Origin of the sequence: Actinoplanes sp. NPDC051859 (assembly GCF_044452725.1) — a bacterium.
In the GTDB taxonomy this organism is placed as follows: Bacteria; Actinomycetota; Actinomycetes; order Mycobacteriales; family Micromonosporaceae; genus Actinoplanes.
On record NZ_JBITBX010000006.1, the window covers coordinates 267,148 to 286,293 of the forward strand.

Genomic DNA, 19,146 nt, shown 5'->3' on the forward strand with positions numbered 1-19,146 from the left:
CTCAGTCGATCTGCGGCAGCGGCGGGCCGAGGACGTCGTCCGCGTCGACGATCGTGTACGCGTAGCCCTGCTCGGCCAGGAACCGCTGGCGGTGTGCGGCGTACTCGGTGTCGATCGTGTCCCGGGAGACCACGGTGTAGAAGTGTGCCTGGCGGCCGTCGCCCTTGGGGCGCAGCACCCGGCCGAGCCGCTGGGCCTCCTCCTGGCGGGAGCCGAACGTGCCGGAGACCTGGATCGCCACCGCCGCCTCGGGCAGGTCGATCGAGAAGTTGCCCACCTTGGACAGCACCAGCGTGCGCAACTCACCCGAGCGGAACGCGTCGAACAAGCGCTCCCGCTCCTTGTTGGTGGTCGAGCCCTGCACGATCGGGGCGTCCAGGTATTCGCCCAGCTCGTGCAGCTGGTCCAGGAAGCCGCCGATGACCAGCACCTGCTCCTGCGGGTGCTTGTCCACCAGGGCACGGACCACGGGGAGCTTGGTACGGGCGGTGGCGGCGACCCGGTACCGCTCCTCGGCGTCGGTCACGGCGTACGACATGCGTTCCGCGTCGGTGAGCGTGACTCGGACTTCCACGCACTCCGCCGGGGCGATCCAGCCCTGTGCCTCGATGTCCTTCCACGGGGCGTCGTACCGTTTCGGGCCGATCAGCGAGAAGACGTCGCCCTCGCGGCCGTCCTCGCGGACCAGCGTCGCGGTCAGGCCGAGCCGGCGACGGGCCTGCAGGTCGGCGGTGAACCGGAAGATCGGCGCGGGCAGCAGGTGCACCTCGTCGTAGATCACCAGCCCCCAGTCCCGCGCGCCGAACAGGTCGAGGTGGGTGAAGGCACCGCCCCGGCGCGAGGTCAGCACCTGGTACGTCGCGATGGTGACCGGGCGGATCTCCTTACGCTCGCCCGAGTACTCGCCGATCTCCTCCTCGGTCAGCGACGTGCGGGCGATCAGCTCCCGCTTCCACTGCCGCCCTGCCACCGTGTTGGTGACCAGGATCAGCGTCGTCGCCTTCGCAGTCGCCATCGCCGCCGCGCCCACCAGCGTCTTCCCGGCGCCACAGGGCAGCACCACGACGCCGGAGCCGCCCGCCCAGAAGCCGTCCACCGCCTCCTGCTGATAGGACCGCAAAGTCCAGCCGTCTTCGGCCAGGTCGATCTCGTGCGCTTCGCCGTCCACGTAACCCGCGAGGTCCTCGGCCGGCCAGCCCAGCTTCAGCAGCGCCTGCTTGAGCCGCCCGCGCTCGGACGGGTGCACGACGATCGTCTCGTCGTCGATCCGCGCGCCGAGCATCCCCGCGAGCTTCTTGCTCTTCGCCACCTCGATCAGCACGATCTTGTCCAGCCCGCGCAGCACCAGCCCGTGCGACGGGTCGTTGGCGAGCTGCAGGCGGCCGTACCGGTCCATGGTCTCGGCCACGTCGACCAGCAGCGCGTGCGGCACCGGGTAGCGGGAGAACTTGATCAGCGAATCCACGACACCCTCGGCGTCGTGCCCGGCAGCGCGGGCGTTCCACAGCCCGAGCGGCGTCAACCGGTAGGTGTGCACGTGCTCGGGCGAACGCTCCAGCTCCGCGAACGGCGCGATAGCCATCCGGCACGCCTGGGCGTCGGGGTGGTCGACCTCCAGCAACAGGGTCTTGTCGGACTGCACGATCAGGGGTCCGCCGCTCACCAGAAGCCCTTCCACGAAGACAAGAAGACCCTCCAGTCTGACACGGTCCGCTACTCCTCGGGGACCGCCGCAGTCACCCGGTGCAGCGCAAAGGTGTGCAGCGTCTCGGTCCGCTCGTCCTCCGCCCGCAGGTAGCCGGCGCTGATCGAGATCGGGCGAACCAACCGGGACAGCGTGGCGCCGTGGGTGTCGACGTACCCGACCCAGACCCGGGCCTTGTCCCGGACCGCCTGCTGCAGCACCGCCATCGCCTGACTGTGCGCCTGCACCGAGGTGAGGCCGGGCACACTCTGCCCGTTCGCCGCCCGCACGGTGACGGGAGCGCGCCGGGCCGCGCGCGTGGCGATGTCGCCACGGCGGATCTGCTCCACCACGCCAGCCAGGAGCGGCCCGGTCAGCGTCGGCGGCCCACCCTGGTCGCCGATCCGCAAAGACACGGGGGTACGGGTCGGAGCCCGCCGCGCCTTCGGCCGGGACAGGACCGCCGCCCCCACCGCGTCCTCGGCGACCGGCGCAAATCCGGCCTCCCGCAGCGCACCCAGCAGGCGAGCCAGCTGCAACGGGCTGACCAGCACAGTCGGTGCGAGCCGGCGCAGTGCGGCGTGCGTCAGCCGCTTGTCGGCCAGCACCTCCGCGACCAGAGCCTCGTCATCGCTGCGCAGGTACGAGCCGGCCGAACCCGCACGCAGGCCACCGTGCTTGCGGGCGGCATCGTCGATCAGATACGTGAGCGCCTGCGGCACCGGGGTGCGGGACCGGCGGCGGAACAGGTCGTGCAGATCCGTGGCGGCGTACCCGACGTCGAGGGCGCGCCGCACGCTGGCCGGGGTCACCCGGTGCACGCTCGCGCCGCCCGCCGACTCCAACTCGGCCACCACGTCGAGCTCGGCGGCCAGCTCCGGCTCGGGCGGCCCCGGCACGACGACGGACAGGTCCGCCTGCACCAGCACGTGGTCGACCGGCGCGGGCAGCAGCGCATCGAGCGCGCGTACGGCCTCGGAGGCGCCCGGCACCAGGTCGCCGCCAGGCCCCGCGCCGAGTGGATCGTCCGCGGCGGGACCGTCCTGGGTCTGCAGCAGGCGCCCGTACGAGGTGAGCGCACCCAGACCGGTCAGACCCAGCGTCGCCGCCCCAGCCAGCGCGTCGCGGTGGGCGTGCTCTCGGCCGCGGGCCCGTCGAGGTGCCTGCCAGGCGAGCAGGTTGAGCAGGTCGTCAGCGCGCGGGGCAGTGCCGGTCGGCAGCCCGGCCAGCGCGGCACAGACCTCGCGACGGGCCTGCGGGGCGCCCGCCCGCTCGGCGTCCGGGGCCAACGCGTTGATCGGCCGGTCCCGATCGTCGCGCTGCCCGACCAGGCCCGGCTGCCGGGTCATGACCAGCCACGAGTTCGCCAGCGCCTCCCAGCGCTGGGCGATGCTGAGCGCCCGCCACAGGTCATAAGCGCCGGTCGGCAGGAAAATCTCGTCCACCGAACCGGTCGCCCGGCTGGTCGTGACGCCGCGGCCGGTGCCCGCCACGTCGGACTCGCCCAGCAACCCCGCCGCATGCGCCACCTCCAGCAGCAGCGCGGTGGACGCCTCGTCCAGAGCCGCCGCGCGGGACAGCCGTTTGAGATCCCGGACGCCCAGGCCACCCGTCTTCAACACCGTCGCCGGCTCGGCGCCCAGGGCCTCCAGCAGCGTCTCCGTGGTGCGGACGGCCTCCATCGCCTGCCCGGCCCCCGCCGAGTCGACCGCCTTCGCGTCCCGGACCGGGCCGTCCGGCGTCGGCGGGTGCGGCCGCAGCTCCCCGAGCGGCCCCGAGTCGCGGCGCAACAACTGGCCGATCTCGCGCGGCAACTCCACCAGCTCTCCGTCCGGGCGCGGCGCCCGCCCGGCCTCGGTCACCGGAACCAGGATGTGCTGATCAATCAGCCACTGCACCGGCTCCGCGACACTGCCGCCCGAGGCTAGGGCGCCGACCGGGGGACCGGCCGCGAGGCGGTCCAGCACCGCGCGTGCGCCCGGAGGAGCGGCGAGCACCGTACGCCGAAGCTTGGCTTTGTCGGCGCAGAGAGCCGCCGCCTGCGCATCCAGATAGTCGGCCGGCCGGCCCAACCCCGCGGGGTACGGTGAGGTGACCTCGTCGACCGCGCCCACCACCTGCATGGCGTCCTCGGGACCATGCAGCAGGAAGCGCGCCCGCAGGCGACCGACCGCGACCAGCACATCGGCGGGATCAGCGCCGCCAGCCAGCGCGAGAATGGCAGAAACCGACGTCAGCGCAGTGTCCTCGGCGCGGGACACCCGTGCCGCATCGAGCACGGCGAGGGTGAATTCGTCCAGTGCGTCCAGGCAGCGGGCCACCGAACCCCGGGACTGGGCGCGGACCGCGAGGGCAGAGACGTCGGACGGCACGGGTACGACGAGATCGGGGCGCAACTGGATCAGCGCGCCCAGGGCGTCGTCGGAGAGCGACCGGAGCTGGTCGGCGAATACGGTGGCCATCGCAGTCAACGCTAGCCGCCGTGGGAACATTGCAGGGGGTCCGGGGCGTGGCCGGGCCGACGAGAGACCAAGGGGAGTGACCTGTGGGGGCAAGCAAGAAGATGCCGGGTACGGCGGTTCCGGCCGGCCGGGCCACCCAGAAGCCGGGCCGGGAGTCCTCGATCAAAGAGGGGCACCTCGCCGTCTCCGAGCTCGTGAGCGACCGCGCGGCCGCACCGTCGCCGTTCGGTGACGACCAGACCTTCCCGCTGCCGGTAGAGCGCCTGACGTACACCCCGACCCTCACCCCGTGACAATTGCGGTCGGCTTCGATCTGGACATGACCCTGATCGACTCCCGACCCGGCATTCACGCTGCCTACCGGGCGCTCACCGAGCTGACCGGTGTGCACGTGGACGCCGATCTGGCCGTCACCAGGCTGGGGCCGCCGCTGCGCACCGAGTTGCGGCAGTGGTTCCCCGAGGCAGATGTGGAAGAGGCAGTCGCCACCTACCGAGGCCTGTATCCGGACTACGCCATCAAGCCGACCGTTGGAATGCCGGGGGCGGTCGCTGCGCTTGCTGGCGTACGGAAGCACGGGTTTCGGGTGGTTGTGGTGACCTCCAAGCTGGGCCGGCTCGCGGCCCTGCACCTCGCTCACCTCGGTCTGGACTACGACGAGTTGGCCGGCGATCTCTTCGCGGAGGGCAAGGCGGCGGCGCTCACCGAGCATGGCGTGCGCTGGTATGTCGGAGACCACACGGCTGACATGATCGCGGCAGCCACGGCCGGCATCCCGGGAATCGGCGTCACCACCGGCCCGTGCAGCGCTGCGGAGCTGATCGACGCGGGTGCGGCGCACGTCCTGCCGGACCTGACCGGCCTTCCGGATCTGCTGGACCGGATAACGATTGGGCCCTGACGCGCGCGCTGGTTAACCTAGCCGTGAGCAATCCAGTCCATTGAGTGAAGTTGAGGTCAGCGTGCCCACGGGTCGAGTGAAGTGGTACGACGCGGCGAAGGGCTTCGGGTTCGTCACCAGCGACGAGGGCGGAGACGTGTTCCTGCCCAAGAGCGCCCTGCCCACCGGGGTCGACGACCTGAAAGCCGGACAGCGCGTCGATTTCGGAGTGGTCGACAGCCGCAAGGGCGCCCAGGCGATGGGCGTCAAGGTGCTGGACGCCCCGCCGTCCATGGCTGAGCTGCGCCGCCGCCCGGCCGACGAACTGCACGGCCTGGTCGAGGACATGATCAAGGTGCTGGAGGCGAAGATCCAGCCGGACCTGCGCCGCGGGCGCTATCCGGACAAGAAGACAGCGCAGAAGGTCGCGCAGCTGGTGCACGCGGTGGCTCGCGAGCTCGAAGTCTGAGTTGGCACCGGGCCGTCGGCTGGACCAAGGTCTATCTGCGTCGCCGGTCTGAATAAAATGCGCGATGGCGGAAGCCGTTGTCGAGGGTTGCGAATGTTGCAACCTGCGCCCGCGGGCTTCCGCCAAAGCGTCTCGAGGGGATGCCTGGCTCACCGGCTCAGTCATCGCCGCCTCAGCCCGGGGCGGAAACGTCGGCACTCCTCGGGGCTGAATGATGAATCTGCGATCCGGGGCACGGCTTCGCGGGTCGCGACCTGCGTTCCCAGAAGTTGCGAAGATGCGCTTAGGAGGCCTTGAATGGCAACCCTGTTCGGGGACGAGAACGACATCGAGGAAGAAGATTTCGGCTACGTTTCCATGTCATCTGCAGGGATACGTCCGCTTCCTGGACATCTCCAAGAGTTGGTTGATCTTCTGCCCTTGGGTGTCGCCATTCATCGGAGCCAAATCGAAGCCGCTTATCGGCGCTCGAACTATGCGCGCAGGATCAGAAAGATAGTCTCGGAGTATGGTTGGGACATTGAGCGTAGGCGCGGCAGCAACGGCGCAAACGACGACTGGTACGTTCGTCGGTCTGACGGACCGATCCGGCCCCAACAGATTCGATACGAGGTGCCCCGAGCGGTCCGTTTAAAAGTGTATGAACGGGATCGTTGGGTGTGCGCCCTCTGTCATGGCTCGGTCGATGTCGATCGAGCGGCCGACAAGCCGCAGTGCGACCATAAGGTCCCCGCCGAGCGCGGTGGCGGGTCGGACCTGGCTAATCTTCAGACCCTCTGCGTCCGCTGTAATCTGAAGAAGCGCCAGTCCTGCAAGACCTGCACGTTGACAGAATGCCGCGGATGCCCGCTCGCTTTTCCGGAAGAACACCATGACTTTTTTGTGGTGCAGTTGTCTGCCAAAGCCGCCGGGATGGTGCGTGATCGGAGCAATCAGACCGGTGTGGCGCCCGAAGCATTCATAGCTAGGGTGCTGGAAGAACTGCCGGATCGATGAACATTCCATGTGAACGGATGTGGCTGAGGACTGCCACGGCCACATTTCTGGCCAGCTCCACGGGCACCGCGTTTCCGATTTGTTTGACGATCTGAAAAGTGCTTCCAGTGAATGTGAAAGAGTCCGGGAAGGTCTGCAGTCGAGCTCCTTCTCGAACTGTGATCGATCGATGGGCTTCCGGATGTAGGTAGCGGCCCTTCTCCGGCTTGAGAAACTGGGTGCGGATAGTCAAGGACGGCTTGTCCCAGTGCATTCTTCCCATGAGGTCAGCGCTTCCTCCGCCCCGCGGATCCTTGTTCCTCCAGCAATCTGGTTGAAGATGCGGAGGAAGGTTGTGGCGATTGCCGCCGAGTGGGATGTGCTTGTAGCGCTCGATGGAAAGTGGTGTCACGTTTCTGCTGTTGTGGAGATCGCGATCCGTCGGCTCCAAGGGGAGATCACCGATAGCGTCCCTGACGGTTCGCCACGACGGAAGGTCGGAGAACAGGTCTTTTTCCTGCTGATGCGTAGGTTCGGGAAGTGATGGCATCCCGATCCGACTCCCGATGATGATCGTCCGCAGCCGCTTCTGGGGAACGCCGTAGTCTGCTGCGTTGAGAACTCGATGGACCAGCCGATATCCCAGACGCTCAGACTCCTCACGAACGCCGGCGAAGGCGGCGTCCTTCAGGAATTCCGGGACGTTCTCGATGACGAAGCAGAATGGTCGAGCTTGCTCCACACACCTCATGAACTCTCGCCAGAGAAAGTTTTCGGTGCGCTCGCGCTTGATCTGCTTTCCCAGGAGGCTGAAGCCCTGGCAAGGCGGGCCTCCTACCACCACGTCGGCGTCGGGAAAATTTTCGATCGTCCGGATGTCGGTGCAAATCGATTCCCCGGGGAAATTGGCCGCGTGCGTCCGGATTGCGTCGGCGTCGGAATCGACGGCGAGGACGGGCAGGAAGCCAGCTTGCTGGAATCCCAGGGTCATGCCACCGGCCCCGGAAAAAAGGTCGATCACGGTGGGGCTGGGTTTGCGCGAAGTGCTGGTAGAAGATGGAGTGGCCGAGTCGCTGACGGACGTTCGTGTGGCGGATTCGCCGCGCTCCGCGGTCGTACGGCTGCGCGAAGCCTGGAGGGGTGCCTTGGTGGCATCGTCTACCTTCACGCGTCGGCGCTCCTCAGCTTATATTCAAAAGTTCTGCGGACCATAGTAACCCTCCGGGGGCAGCAGCCCTGGGGTGCGTCCGCATGTCGGGGCCAGCCACTCTTGGGCTCGAGCTGCCCTTCCGCCCAGAGCCCGAAGGGTTCAGGCCCCTGAGCGTCAGCTACGGAATTTTCGGAACCGTCGGTAGCCAGCAGATTGGCGTTAGGAATTGACACTCGAAATCCGATGAAGTGGTTCTGCCGAATCGTTGGCCAGGCCGCTGCGTCTGCCTGGATTTCCGTTTTCCAGCCGGGTGTGGAGGTGCGCCGCAGTAGGCTGAGAAACGTGTTCGGTGGGTGATCCGTTCCTAGAGTTTTTTCACTTAGAGCCGAACAGCGGGCGAAATGCCTATTTCTGCCGCCCGAGACAGAAGAACATTGGCGGCGGCGAGACCGTCCTTGCCCAGGTCGAGGGTGAACTCGTTGACGTAGAGCGCGATGTGCTGATCGACGACCGCGGGCTCCAACTCGGCCGCGTGGGCCAGCACGAACTCGCGGCTCGCCGCCGGATTCGCCCACGCCATGCTCACCGAGGTGCGAATCCACTCGGCGGCCTCCTGCGGATCCACCGCGCCCTTGCGGGCCAGGATCGCACCCAGCGGGATCGGCAGCCCGGTGTCCGACTCCCACCACTCGCCCAGGTCAGCGAGTGCCGACAGGCCGTAGCGCTGATAGGTGAAGCGAGCCTCGTGAATGACCAGCCCAGCGTCATACGTGCCGTCGGCCACCCCCGGCATGATCTGGTCGAACGGCACGACCTCGATCCGCTTCGGCGCGTTGCCCTGCGCCCACAACCGGAACAGCAGGTACGCCGTGGTGCGGTCGCCGGGCACCGCCACGGTGGCGCTGGTGAGATCGCCGTCATGACCGTCCCGGGTCAGCACCAGCGGGCCGCAGCCCCGGCCCAGCGCCCCACCGCAGGGCAGCAGCTCATAGGTGTCGAGCAGCCACGGCAACGCGGCATAACTGACCTTCACCAGGTCGAACTCGCCACGCTCGGCAGCGGTATTCGTCACATCCACATCGGCGAACGTCAGGTCGACGGCCGCCGCGCCGGGAATCAGTCCATGCACAAGGGCGTGGAAGACGAAGGTGTCGTTGGGACAGGGCGATACCGCGAGTGAAAGCGCCACGCCTGCCACGGTAACGACGGCAGGGGCGGGACACCCGCACCGGACGGTGTCTGCATCGCCACACTCGCCCCCGATTCCGCTACTCGGGCGGGTTGTCCACAGAGTTATCCACAGGCCTTCGCGGCGGCTGTGGTGAGCGCGGAGAATGCCTCTTGGAGCCGCCAGGAGGCTCGGTCCCGAGGGCCAATCGGATTCGAGATCGTCCGCAGCTCGGCGAACGGCACGCCCGCGTCCCGAGCCGCGCAGGCGACCCCGAAGCCCTCCATCGCCTCGGCCACGGCGGCCGGGAAACGGCTGCTCAGCGCGGAGGCTGTCGGGGAAGTGCCGGTGACCGTGGCGAGAGTGAGCACGTCCCCGACGACGGCGTGCGGCAGGGCGGCCACCAGGGCGGCCAACAGGGTGGGATCGGTTTCGGCGACGCTGCTGCCGAAACCGAGCTCCTCGATGGGTATGAACCCGGGCTGTCCGATGCCTGCGTCTGCCGGTTGAGGTCGACGCCCATGACTCTGCTCAGCGCTGCCGGTCCGGGCTGGTTCGACGGACGCGGACGGGAGTGCGTCAGCAGGAGGGGGTGAAGGGGGTGCTTTGGCTGACGTAGGTGCGGCGGCGGGCAGGAGTGGGTCAGCTGGCGGAGGCGCTTCGGTCGACGCGGGTGCGGCGGCGGGCAGGAGTGGGTCAGCTGGCGGAGGCGCTTCGGTCGACGCGGGTGCGGCGGCGGGCAGGAGTAGGTCAGCTGGCGGAGGCGCTTCGGTCGACGCGGGTGCGGCGATCGGCGGTGTGTCAGTGAGCGGGGGTGTTTCGGCGCCGAGGTCGGCGGCGATGCTGCGGGTGGCGAGGACGGTGGCGCCGACTTCCGCTCGACCGACGAAACCGCCCGCGATGCCCGCGCTGAGCACCGCGCGGTAGGGGACGCCGCGGGCCTCGGCCAGAGCGAGCAGTCGTGCGGTTCCGGCGGCTGCGGCGGCGGGTCCGACACCGACCGGGACGACGTCGACGGTGGTGGGATCGGCACCGGCCCGGAATGCGGCGGCCTCGGCTTCAACCGCGGTGACGACAAGGAGCCGCTGCTGGGCGGTCATCGGCTGGCCTCGTCGGGATGGGTGGTGTCGTTGGTGGCGGAGGACGGCCGATAGATGTGGAAGCCCGGCGGGGCGAGCTGGTCGTCGTCGCGCTGACCGGCCGCAGGCTGCGGTGCAGGCGGCGCGGTCGCAGGCTGCGGTGAAGGCGGCCCGGCCGCAGGCTGCGGTGAAGACGGCCCGGATCGCCCGGCCTGTGGGTGTGGGCTCGTCGCTTGCTCCGGCCCCGGCTGCCGCATCGGCTGCGGTTGGGTGGGCTGGGCCGGCTGCGGTTGGTTGGGCTGCGGTTGGGTGGGCCGGGAATGGGGCTGGGCTGGCTGCGACAGCGCGGCGGCTTCGCCGGTCGCGGTGTGCGACCGGGAGAAGAAGCGGCGCTTGCGGCTGGTCGGCTCGCGCGGCGGTGGCGCGGCCGGGCGGGCTTCATTCAGCGCATGGGGCAGCTGCGCGGTCGGCGGCTCGGCCGTTGCGGGGAATTCTCGCGTGGGTGCGAGCTGCGGTCCGGTGCCGTTAACGGCTGCGCTCCCTGTCGCGTCATTTCGTCGAGCAGTGGGATGCGCAGCCGGCCCGGGCCACCCGTCGGTTGAGGTCGGAGAGTCCGGCCAGGGGTCGACCGGCTCGGCGGCGGGTCGAGGTGCACCATCGGCGCCTGCGTCCGGGATGCTGCGGTGCCCGGCTCCGGCCCTGCGCTCAGTCCCGGTCTCGGCGCTCGGCGCGCTGCTGGTCTGGTGTCGGGCTTCGGTGCTGGGTGCAGTGTCGGCTGGCGGCGGGTTCTCGTCGGCGGCGATGTCGGGGCGGCCGTGGAGACGTTCCTTGCGGAGGCGCCCGGCGGCGATCACGCCGCGGATGGCGGCGGCTAGGGCGAAGACGGCGGCCAGGATGATGCCGAGGCGTCCGGTGAGCGGGATGATGCCGACCGCGCCGCCGATGACCCAGGCGATCATGAGGACGGTTTCGGAGTGGGCGAAGGCGCTGGCGCGGAGCCGTTCGGGCACGCGTTCCTGGATGCTGGCGTCGATGGCGAGCTTGGAGATGCCGCTGAATACCGAGGCCACCAGGGAGAACAGGGCCACCATCGGCAGCGTGAAGAAGATCGCAGCCAGAACGGCCACGATGGCGGTGACGGTCAGGCCGCCGGATTGCAGGGCTGCCGGCCGGTGAATGCGCAGGCGGGTGCCGATCGCGGTGGCGAGGAACGTGCCGACTGCGAGGGCACCGCCGACCACCGCCACGGCGCCCTGGCTGCCGATGTCGCGGCCGAAGACTTCGGTGCTCAGGCCGCCCGCCTTGACCGCGAATGCCAGATAGAGCAGGAGGAAGCCGTACAGGCAGCGGAAGCTGGCGGCGCCGATCAGGGTGCCCACCACGAGGTTTCCCGACAGCGGACGGTCGGGACCGCGGCGCAGCCGCAGCATCGTGCGGAACGGGCGGGGCACCTCCTCTGGCGGGTCCGAGTCGGCTCGAGGCGGCAGACGTAGGGCGACCACCATGGCGACCAGGAACAGGATGGAGGACACGCGCAGCGGCCACTGCGGACCGATCTTGAAGGCGAGGAGGCCGATCGGGGCCACTACCGCGCCGGCGAAGGTGCCGTACACGCTGGCTCGGGCGCCGACCTGGGAGAGACCGACGCCTTCCGGTAGGAGGCGGGGCACGGCTGCGGAGCGGGCCACACCGTACGCCCGGGAGAGCGCGAGCACGCCGAACGCCGCCGGATAGAGTCCCCAGCCGAGCAAATTGTCGGAGATGACGTACGCCAGGAAGGCGCGACCGAGCATCGCGGCGGCCAGGGCATAGCGGCGGCCGTGCCGGAAGTGGTCGAGCAGCGGCCCGACCACGGGCGCCAGCAGGGCGAACGGCACCATCGTGATCAGCAGGTAGAGCGCCACTTTGCTGCGGGCCTCGCCTAGCGGCACGTTGAAGAAGATGGTGCCGGCCAGGCCGATCGCGATCAGGGTGTCGCCGGCGCAGGACAGGGCGTGCAGGTCGAAAAGTCGGATCATGCCGGTCTCACCGGCTGCGCCGCGGGCCCGGGCGTCGCCTACTCGCCGGGTTGCCCAGGCGCTCCCGCGCAGCCCGCCGCGCACCAGCATCCGCATCGTCCGGACTCCGGTGCCGACAGCGCGTCCGATCGTGGGAAGCAGCGGCATCGTCCCATCCTGTCGCATCGAAGCACCCGGCGTCGCCTCCCGTGCCCGCAGTGTGCCCCGAACCTCGTCGCCGCGACCACCAGGAAGCCGTGCGGTGTTTCCCCGATGTGGGGGAGTCGTTGTCACGCGGGTCGGTCGGTGGGGGACAATGAATCGGTGACGACCAGGACCACCACGAACCGTGCCGCCCGACTCGACCAGGTCTGCGCCGATGCGGTCGGTGTGGCGCGGGGGGCCATCACCGATGTGGACCCGACCGATATCGGCGACCACCTCGAAGCGGTGGCCGACGGTGACCGGGTCGTAACGCATTTCTTTGAGAGCCACCTGGCGGGCTATCGCGGCTGGCGGTGGGCGGTCACGGTGACCCGGGTGCCGCGGTCCCGGCATGTCACCGTGTGCGAGACCGTCCTGCTGCCCGGCCCGGACGCGCTGATGGCGCCGGGCTGGGTGCCGTGGAACGAGCGGGTGCAGCCGGGCGACCTGGGTGTCGGCGACCTGATGCCGACCGCGCCCGACGACGATCGGCTCTCGCCCGGCTATGTGCTCAGCGATGACGCCGCCGTCGAAAGCGTCTCCTGGGAGCTCGGCCTTGGCCGGTCCCGGGTGATGTCGCGGGAGGGCCGGATCGAAACCGCCCAACGCTGGTACGAGGGCGACTCCGGCCCGGAAGCCCCGATCGCCACCGCCGCCCCGCGCAACGCCCGCTGCGGCACCTGCGGCTTCTATCTGCCGCTGGCCGGTGCGCTGCGGTCGATGTTCGGCGTCTGCGGCAACCTTTACGCCCCGGACGACGCTCGGGCGGTCAGCGCCGACCACGGCTGCGGTGCCCACTCCGAGGCGTTGCTCGGCTCGTCGGAGCAGCCGGTCGAGGAGTTGCCGACCGTCTACGACGACAGCGAGGTCGAGGCGGTGGCGGTCAGCCGCGGTCATGGCTCGGTGGAGTCCAGCGAACCCGGCGAGGATTACGGCCACAGCTGAGCAAGCCCGGCCCGGGTAGAGCGTGCCGGCTGAGCACACCCAGCCGGCTGAAGCCAGCGGCGGTCCCGAGCGACAAAGGCCGAAGACAGCGGCGGGTCCCGAGCGACAAAGGCTGAAGGCAGCGGCGGTCGCGAGCAACAAAGGCTGAAAGCAGCGGCGGTCGCGAGCAATAAAGGCTGAAGACAGCGGCGGTCCCGAGCAATAAAAGCTGAAGACAGCGGCGGTCCCGGGCTGCAGAGAACGCGCGGGACGTCAGCTCTCGGCGGTGACCGAGAACTCGGGGTGACTCAATGCGCGCCGGCGACGTCGGTGTGCGTCGTGGCGGATCATGGTGAGCAGGCCGGGGATGCCGAGGAGCAGGCCCGACAGGCAGGTCCACAGCCAGGCGTCCGGTGCGTCGGCCACGAGCAGGATCACGCCGGCCAGCGCGAAGGATGCGATGCCGGACAGAGCGAACGGGACCATGGGCGGGTCGAGCGGCTCGGGGCGGGGTTTGGTGCCGGTCACCGCGTCCAGGCCGGGCACGTGCGGCTCCTCGACGCGGGGAGCGGCGGCGTGCGGGGCGGGGGACAGGTCTGCCACGGAATGAGGGTACGTCCCGGGCGTCCCCTGATGGGGAGTCGTGACAGTTGTAACAGTCCGGATCTTCTGCCGAGCCCGTCGGTCTGCTTCGATGCGCTGGACACCCCTGCGTGAAAGGGCACCGATGACGACCAACGGATTCGATCGGTACTTCGAGATCTCGGCCCGGGGCTCGACGGTGGGCCGGGAGATCAGGGGCGGCTTCGCCACCTTCTTCACGATGGCCTACATCGTGGTGCTCAACCCGCTGATCCTGGCCGCGGGCGTGGATGCGACCGGCGCGAAGCTGCCGGTGGCCGCCCTGGCCGCCGGTACGGCCCTGGTGGCGGGACTGCTGACGATCCTGATGGGCGTGGTGGGTCGGTTCCCGTTGGCGTTGGCCGCGGGGTTGGGCGTGAACGCGCTGGTCGCGTACGAAATCGCTCCGGAGATGACCTGGGCCGACGCGATGGGTCTGGTGGTCATCGAAGGTCTGGTGATCGCGGTTTTGGTGTTGACCGGGCTGCGCACGGCGGTGTTTCGGGCGGTGCCGACGCCGCTGAAGACGGCGATCGGGGTGGGGATCGGCCTGTTCCTGATGATCATCGGCTTGGTGGATGCCGGGTTCGTGCGGCGGGTGCCGGACGCGGCGGGCACCACCGTGCCGGTGGAACTGGGCATCGGGGGCAAGCTGGCGAGCTGGCCGCTGCTGGTGTTCTGCCTGGGTCTGCTGTTCACGCTGGTGCTGTTCGTGCGCAAGGTGAAGGGCGCGATCCTGATCGGCATTCTGGTGACCACGGTCGGCGCGATCCTCGTGGAGGCGGTCGCGCAGGTCGGGCCGTCGTTCGTCGATGGCAAACCGAACCCGGGCGGTTGGTCGCTGAACGTGCCGACGCTGCCGGACAAGATCGTGGGTCTGCCGGATTTGTCGCTGTTGGGCGAGTTCAACGTGCTGGATTCGTGGAGCCGGGCCGGGTGGCTGGTCGTCGTCATGTTCGTCTTCACGCTGCTGATCACGGACTTCTTCGACACGATGGGCACGATGGTGGCGGTGGGTCAGGAGGGTGGCCTGCTCGACGCCGAGGGGATGCCGCCGCGGACGAAGGAGATCCTGCTGGTCGATTCGGTCGCTGCGGCGGCGGGCGGCGCGGCGAGTGTCTCCAGCAACACATCGTTCATCGAGAGTGCGTCGGGTGTGGCCGAGGGTGCCCGTACGGGCGTGGCCAACCTGGTGACCGGCGCCCTGTTCCTGCTGGCGATGTTCCTGGCCCCGCTGGTCACGGTGGTGCCGTTCGAGGCGGCGTCGACGGCGCTGGTGGTGGTCGGGTTCCTGATGATGACCGCGGTGCGGCAGATCGACTGGGCGGATCCGGAGATCGCGATTCCCGCCTTCCTCGCCATCACGGTGATGCCGTTCACCTACTCGATCTCGAACGGCATCGGCGCGGGCATCGTCTCGTACGTCGTGATCAAGCTGGCCGTGGGTAAGGCCCGGGAGGTGCACCCGTTGCTCGCCGGCGTGGCCGTGCTCTTCGTCCTGTACTTCCTTCGGGGTCCGCTGGAGTCGGTGCTTCTGTGAGCGGGTGCCCGTGACTACGGTCATAGGCGTAAGCGATGTCGTTAGCCAAGCTCATTAGTTAAGCTAACCAACGTGATGGAGCGGTCGGTGGCGGAGCGCATGACAGCCGAGCAACTGGCCGTTTCGCTGCGTGAGGCGATCACCCGGCTCGGCCGGCGGGTGCGACAGACCCGCCCGATCGGTGATCTCACGTTCAGCCAGCTCTCGGCGCTGACCAGTCTTCAGCTGTCCGGGCCGCTGACTCCTCGTGAGCTGGCCGATGTCGAACGGGTCCAGCCGCCGACGATGACCAAGATCGTCGGCAAGCTGGAGGAGCGCGGCCTTGTGGCGCGGACGCCCCACCCCACCGACCGCCGGCAGGTTTTCCTGATGGCGACCGAGCGGGGCCGGGTCGTGTTCGCGCAGTTCGAAGAGGCGCGCAACGAGTGGCTGGCGAGCAAGCTGGCTGGGCTGAGTCCCGAGGAACGCGACACGCTCGAACAGGCAGCGCGGATCCTGCAGCAGGTCGCCCGGTCCTGACCCGGGCACCGCCTCCGCCGTCGTTCCGTCACCTGGCGATGACGTGTACGACCGGAGGAGGAGGCGCAGCCGAGTGCGGGCAGTGCTGAGCACGACATTCAAGTCCCTGCAAGTTCGTAACTACCGAGTCTTCGCGACCGGGCAGCTGGTGAAGCTGGTCGGCGTCTGGATGATGTTCACGGCGCAGGACTGGCTCGTGCTCGACCTCTCCGGCAACTCGCCGGGCGCTCTTGGCCTGGTCACCGCCCTGCAGTTCCTGCCGGTGCTGGCGCTGACGCTGTGGGGCGGCAAGCTCGCGGACCGGCACGACAAACGCACACTGCTGATCGTCGCCAACGCGGTCTTCGCGGTCACCGCGGTCGTCTTCGCCGGCATCGTGGCCGCCGGCGTCGTGGCGCTCTGGCACGTGTTCCTGTTCGCTCTGCTGCTCGGCGCCGCGAGTGCGATCGAGACGCCGGTCCGGCAGGCGTTCGTCTCCGAGCTGGTGGAGCTGCAACTGCTGCCGAACGCGCTCGCGCTCTCCGCGGCAACGTTCAACACGGCCCGGATCGGCGGCCCGGCCCTGGCCGGGGTTGCCCTCGCGTTGTTCGGCACCGGCCCGGTGTTCCTGTTGGCAACGGCCTTGGCCATCGCGCCGGTGTTCAGTTACTGGCGGATGCGGCCGGCGGAGCTCTACCGCTCCGGGACGCCCGTCAAGGCGGGCGATGCCAAGATCATTGACGGTCTTCGGTACGTGTGGAAGCGCCAAGACCTGCTCCTGCCCATCGGGCTGATGGCGGCGATCGGCATGATCGGCTTCAACTTCCCGGTCACCCTGGCCGCACTCGCGAAGATTCACTTCCACGCCGGCCCCTCGTCCTTCGGGCTGCTCACCACGGCGTTGGCCGCGGGCGCGCTGGTCGGGGCGCTGGCCGGCAGCGGGCGGCGCACTCGACCCGGCGCGTACCGGGTGCTTGGCGCCGCGGCGGCCTTCAGCGTCTTCGAGATCGCCGTGGGCTTCGCCCCGACCTTCGCGGTCGCGATGATCCTGCTCGTACCGACCGGCTTCTTCTCCATCTATCTGGCGCAGGCGTGCAACCACCGGGTCCAGATGGGCGTGGACGCGCGCTACCGGGGCCGGGTGATGGCCCTCTACGTCCTGGTCTTCCTCGGCACGACGCCGATCGGCGCGTCGTTGGCCGGCTGGTGGGGCGAGCACTTCGGAGTGCCGTCGAGCATCTGGGCGGCCGGCATCCTCTGCCTGATCGCCACGGCTGCGACCCTGCTCTGGCAACTCCGCAGCACCGGTGACCGGCTCAGCATGCACATCGACCCGCGGCCTCGGCTGACCCTGGTCCGGATGCCGGAGGAAGAAGAGCAGGAGCTGCCCCGGGCCCTCGCTGCCTAGCTTTCGCAGGTCGATGTGTACGAGGACGCTTCTGCCGTAGCGGTCACGGAATCTCCGGCACGGATCGCCGCCAGCAGCGTGTGGTGCTCCAGGTAGCCCTCAGGGGTCAGTTCGGGGCCGAAGTGGCCGCGGAGGGATTCTCGGATCACCTGGCCGAGGTCGGCGTAGAGCTCGATGAGCACCTCGTTGTGGGAGGCTGCCACGACGGCTTGATGGAACGCGACGTCGGCTTCGACGAAGGCGTCTCGGGCACGGGTGGCCCAAGCCTCCTCGCGCCGGGCATAGAGGGCTTCCAGTCGGGCCAGATCGTCATCGGTGCGGCGGCGGGCCGCGAACGCCGCCGCAGCGGTTTCCAGCGTGCCGCGCAGTTCGCGGACGTGGTCGGGGTCGGCGGTGGCGAACCGGCGCTGCATGACCCCGGCGAGTTCGCTGGTCGCCACGACATAGGTGCCCGAGCCCTGCCGAATGTCCAGCAGTCCGTTGTGCGCCAATGCCCGGACCGCTTCCCGAATCGTGTTGCGGGCGACCCCGAGTTGAGCGACCAGCTCGGGCTCAGTCGGGATCCGCTCGCCGACCGGCCAGGCGCCCGAGGTGATCTGTTGGCGCAGCTCAGCGATGACGCGGCCGGATAGTGATTCGGCTCTCGGGACCGGACCCAAATTCATCCCATGATTCTATGATGGGGCCATGACGTTGACCAGTACCGGCCGCACTGCGGTTCGCGGCAGTTCCATCGAGACCCCCACCGCGGGTCCGGTGGAGGTCGGTGCGCCCCTGCGCCGCTCGCTGCGCGGGCGAGGCCTGTTGATCGCGGCTCTGGTGCTGATGGCACTCAACCTGCGCCCCGCCGTGGCAAGCCTGTCGCCGGTGCTGGCTGAAGTGCGCGACAGCCTCGGCATGAGCGCCACGGTTGCCGGGCTGCTCACCTCCGTACCGGCGTTGTGCTTCGCGATCGTCGGTGCGACCGCGCCGTTCCTCGCGCGTCGATGGGGTCCCGCCGGGGCGATCGCGGTCGGCGCGACGGCGCTGGCCCTGGGGCTCGCAGTCCGGCCGTGGGCCGGCGGCACGCCGCTGTTCCTGGCCCTGACCGCGCTCGCCTTCGCCGGCATCGCTCTCGCCAACGTCCTGCTGCCGGTCGTCGTCAAGCAGTGGTTCCCGGACCGCGTCGGCGCCATGACCGGCCTGTACTCGGTCGCTCTCAACCTCGGCGCATCGGCGGCGGCCGCGGTCACCGTGCCGCTGACCGGTGCCTTCGGTGGCGACTGGCGGCTCGGCCTCGGCGTGTGGGCGCTGGCGGCGGTCGTCTCCCTGCCGTTGTGGTTCCGACTCGCCCGCAACCCCGCCCCGCAGGTCGCCGCAAGCCCGGCCCCGAAGCCGGCCCGGCCGGTTGCGCTGAAGCTGTGGCGCGAACCCGTCGCCTGGGCGTTGGCCGTCTTCTTCGGACTGCAGTCCACCAACGCGTACGTGATCATGGGTTGGCTCCCGCAGTTCTTCCGAGATGCGGGACTCTCGGCGGGCACCGCCGGGCTGCTGTTCGCGGTGATCGCGCTGCTGGGGGTGCCACTGTCATTCGGGCTCTCCGCGGTGGCCGGCCGGATGCCGCGGCAGAGTGCGCTGGCGGTCACCCTCGGACTGTTCGGCCTGGTCGGGTTCGCGGGCCTGGCGTTTGCCCCCGCCTCGGCGCCCTGGCTGTGGGCCGTCCTGCTCGGCATCTCCAACACCGCGTTCCCGCTGGCACTGACCATGATCGCGCTGCGCGGGCGGGACTCCGCGGTCGTGGTGAAACTGTCCGCCTTCGCGCAGAGCGCCGGATATCTGCTGTCGATCCCCGGCCCGATCATCGTCGGCGTGCTCTACGAACACACCGGAGGCTGGCGGATCCCCCTCACGCTCATGGTGGTCCTGATGGTGCCGCAGATGATCGCGGGCTACTTCGCCGGCCGCGACCGCCGCGTCGGCTGACCACCCCGGGCCCGGTTCTGGTGCGGTCAGGTTCTTGGTCAGCTCGGCGCTCGGGGCGGCTTTCGGGCGCGGAAAGCTGGCGGCTTTCGGGGCGGGGAAAGCTGGCACTAGGGGTCATCCGAACG

At 69.3% G+C, this 19,146-nt stretch carries 17 protein-coding genes; 9 read left to right on the plus strand and 8 right to left on the minus strand.

The window, feature by feature from the left end:
* Window position 1: 1 nt before the first annotated feature.
* A complete protein-coding gene (locus ACIA1L_RS17925) occupies window positions 2–1,663 on the minus strand; it encodes a DNA repair helicase XPB (RefSeq protein WP_396073832.1) in 1,662 nt (553 codons plus the stop codon).
* Between the two features lie 50 nt (window positions 1,664–1,713).
* Window positions 1,714–4,146 (minus strand): helicase-associated domain-containing protein, encoded by a 2,433-nt coding sequence (locus tag ACIA1L_RS17930; RefSeq protein ID WP_396073833.1) that lies wholly within the window; start codon window positions 4,144–4,146, stop codon window positions 1,714–1,716.
* An 83-nt stretch (window positions 4,147–4,229) separates the two neighbouring features.
* On the opposite strand from ACIA1L_RS17930, the gene ACIA1L_RS17935 reads away from it, so the two are divergent.
* The 4 genes from ACIA1L_RS17935 (at window position 4,230) to ACIA1L_RS17950 (ending at window position 6,491) form a co-directional block, all read left to right on the plus strand.
* Entirely contained in the window at window positions 4,230–4,439 is a 210-nt protein-coding gene (locus tag ACIA1L_RS17935) for a hypothetical protein (protein ID WP_396073834.1), read from the plus strand.
* On the plus strand, window positions 4,436–5,047 hold the full coding sequence (locus ACIA1L_RS17940) for an HAD family hydrolase (RefSeq protein WP_396073835.1): 612 nt from the start codon (window positions 4,436–4,438) through the stop codon (window positions 5,045–5,047). Before ACIA1L_RS17935 ends, ACIA1L_RS17940 begins: the two co-directional genes overlap by 4 nt.
* Before the next feature lie 61 nt (window positions 5,048–5,108).
* Window positions 5,109–5,495: a cold-shock protein gene (locus ACIA1L_RS17945; protein ID WP_396073837.1), complete on the plus strand. Its 387-nt coding sequence runs from the start codon at window positions 5,109–5,111 to the stop codon at window positions 5,493–5,495.
* A 297-nt stretch (window positions 5,496–5,792) separates the two neighbouring features.
* Entirely contained in the window at window positions 5,793–6,491 is a 699-nt protein-coding gene (locus ACIA1L_RS17950) for an HNH endonuclease (RefSeq protein ID WP_396073839.1), read from the plus strand.
* Here the strand turns inward: ACIA1L_RS17950 and ACIA1L_RS17955 are convergent.
* From ACIA1L_RS17955 to ACIA1L_RS17970, 4 genes are all read right to left on the minus strand, one after another.
* Window positions 6,460–7,638 carry a DNA cytosine methyltransferase gene (locus ACIA1L_RS17955; protein WP_396073841.1) on the minus strand — a complete coding sequence of 393 codons (1,179 nt, stop codon included), beginning with the start codon at window positions 7,636–7,638 and terminating at the stop codon, window positions 6,460–6,462. The two genes, ACIA1L_RS17950 and ACIA1L_RS17955, sit on opposite strands and share 32 nt — an antisense overlap.
* 361 nt (window positions 7,639–7,999) lie before the next feature.
* Window positions 8,000–8,809: a 1,4-dihydroxy-6-naphthoate synthase gene (locus ACIA1L_RS17960; protein ID WP_396073843.1), complete on the minus strand. Its 810-nt coding sequence runs from the start codon at window positions 8,807–8,809 to the stop codon at window positions 8,000–8,002.
* A 104-nt stretch (window positions 8,810–8,913) separates the two neighbouring features.
* Complete coding sequence (mqnB, locus tag ACIA1L_RS17965) at window positions 8,914–9,888, minus strand: futalosine hydrolase (protein ID WP_396073845.1); 975 nt, start codon at window positions 9,886–9,888, stop codon at window positions 8,914–8,916.
* The gene (locus tag ACIA1L_RS17970; RefSeq protein ID WP_396073846.1) at window positions 9,885–12,032 is read right to left on the minus strand and encodes an MFS transporter; all 2,148 of its coding nucleotides are present in this window, start codon (window positions 12,030–12,032) and stop codon (window positions 9,885–9,887) included. The genes mqnB and ACIA1L_RS17970 overlap by 4 nt, the downstream gene beginning before the upstream one ends.
* Before the next feature lie 105 nt (window positions 12,033–12,137).
* Between ACIA1L_RS17970 and ACIA1L_RS17975 the strand changes: the two genes are divergently transcribed.
* The gene (locus ACIA1L_RS17975) at window positions 12,138–13,013 is read left to right on the plus strand and encodes a DUF3027 domain-containing protein (RefSeq protein ID WP_396073847.1); all 876 of its coding nucleotides are present in this window, start codon (window positions 12,138–12,140) and stop codon (window positions 13,011–13,013) included.
* 252 nt (window positions 13,014–13,265) lie between these two features.
* Here the strand turns inward: ACIA1L_RS17975 and ACIA1L_RS17980 are convergent, their stop codons facing one another.
* A complete protein-coding gene (locus tag ACIA1L_RS17980; protein WP_396074078.1) occupies window positions 13,266–13,478 on the minus strand; it encodes a DUF2530 domain-containing protein in 213 nt (70 codons plus the stop codon).
* A 241-nt stretch (window positions 13,479–13,719) separates the two neighbouring features.
* On the opposite strand from ACIA1L_RS17980, the gene ACIA1L_RS17985 reads away from it, so the two are divergent.
* The 3 genes from ACIA1L_RS17985 (at window position 13,720) to ACIA1L_RS17995 (ending at window position 17,059) form a co-directional block, all read left to right on the plus strand.
* On the plus strand, window positions 13,720–15,153 hold the full coding sequence (locus ACIA1L_RS17985; protein ID WP_396073848.1) for an NCS2 family permease: 1,434 nt from the start codon (window positions 13,720–13,722) through the stop codon (window positions 15,151–15,153).
* Between the two features lie 75 nt (window positions 15,154–15,228).
* Window positions 15,229–15,672, plus strand: a complete 444-nt coding sequence (locus tag ACIA1L_RS17990) for a MarR family winged helix-turn-helix transcriptional regulator (RefSeq protein ID WP_396074079.1) — start codon at window positions 15,229–15,231, stop codon at window positions 15,670–15,672.
* Between the two features lie 73 nt (window positions 15,673–15,745).
* Window positions 15,746–17,059, plus strand: coding sequence for an MFS transporter (locus ACIA1L_RS17995; protein ID WP_396073850.1), 1,314 nt, complete (start codon window positions 15,746–15,748; stop codon window positions 17,057–17,059).
* On the opposite strand, the gene ACIA1L_RS18000 is transcribed toward ACIA1L_RS17995, so the two are convergent.
* Window positions 17,056–17,724 (minus strand): FadR/GntR family transcriptional regulator, encoded by a 669-nt coding sequence (locus ACIA1L_RS18000; protein ID WP_396073852.1) that lies wholly within the window; start codon window positions 17,722–17,724, stop codon window positions 17,056–17,058. The two genes, ACIA1L_RS17995 and ACIA1L_RS18000, sit on opposite strands and share 4 nt — an antisense overlap.
* A 22-nt stretch (window positions 17,725–17,746) precedes the next feature.
* Between ACIA1L_RS18000 and ACIA1L_RS18005 the strand changes: the two genes are divergently transcribed.
* Complete coding sequence (locus ACIA1L_RS18005; protein ID WP_396073853.1) at window positions 17,747–19,021, plus strand: CynX/NimT family MFS transporter; 1,275 nt, start codon at window positions 17,747–17,749, stop codon at window positions 19,019–19,021.
* Window positions 19,022–19,146 lie beyond the last annotated feature (125 nt).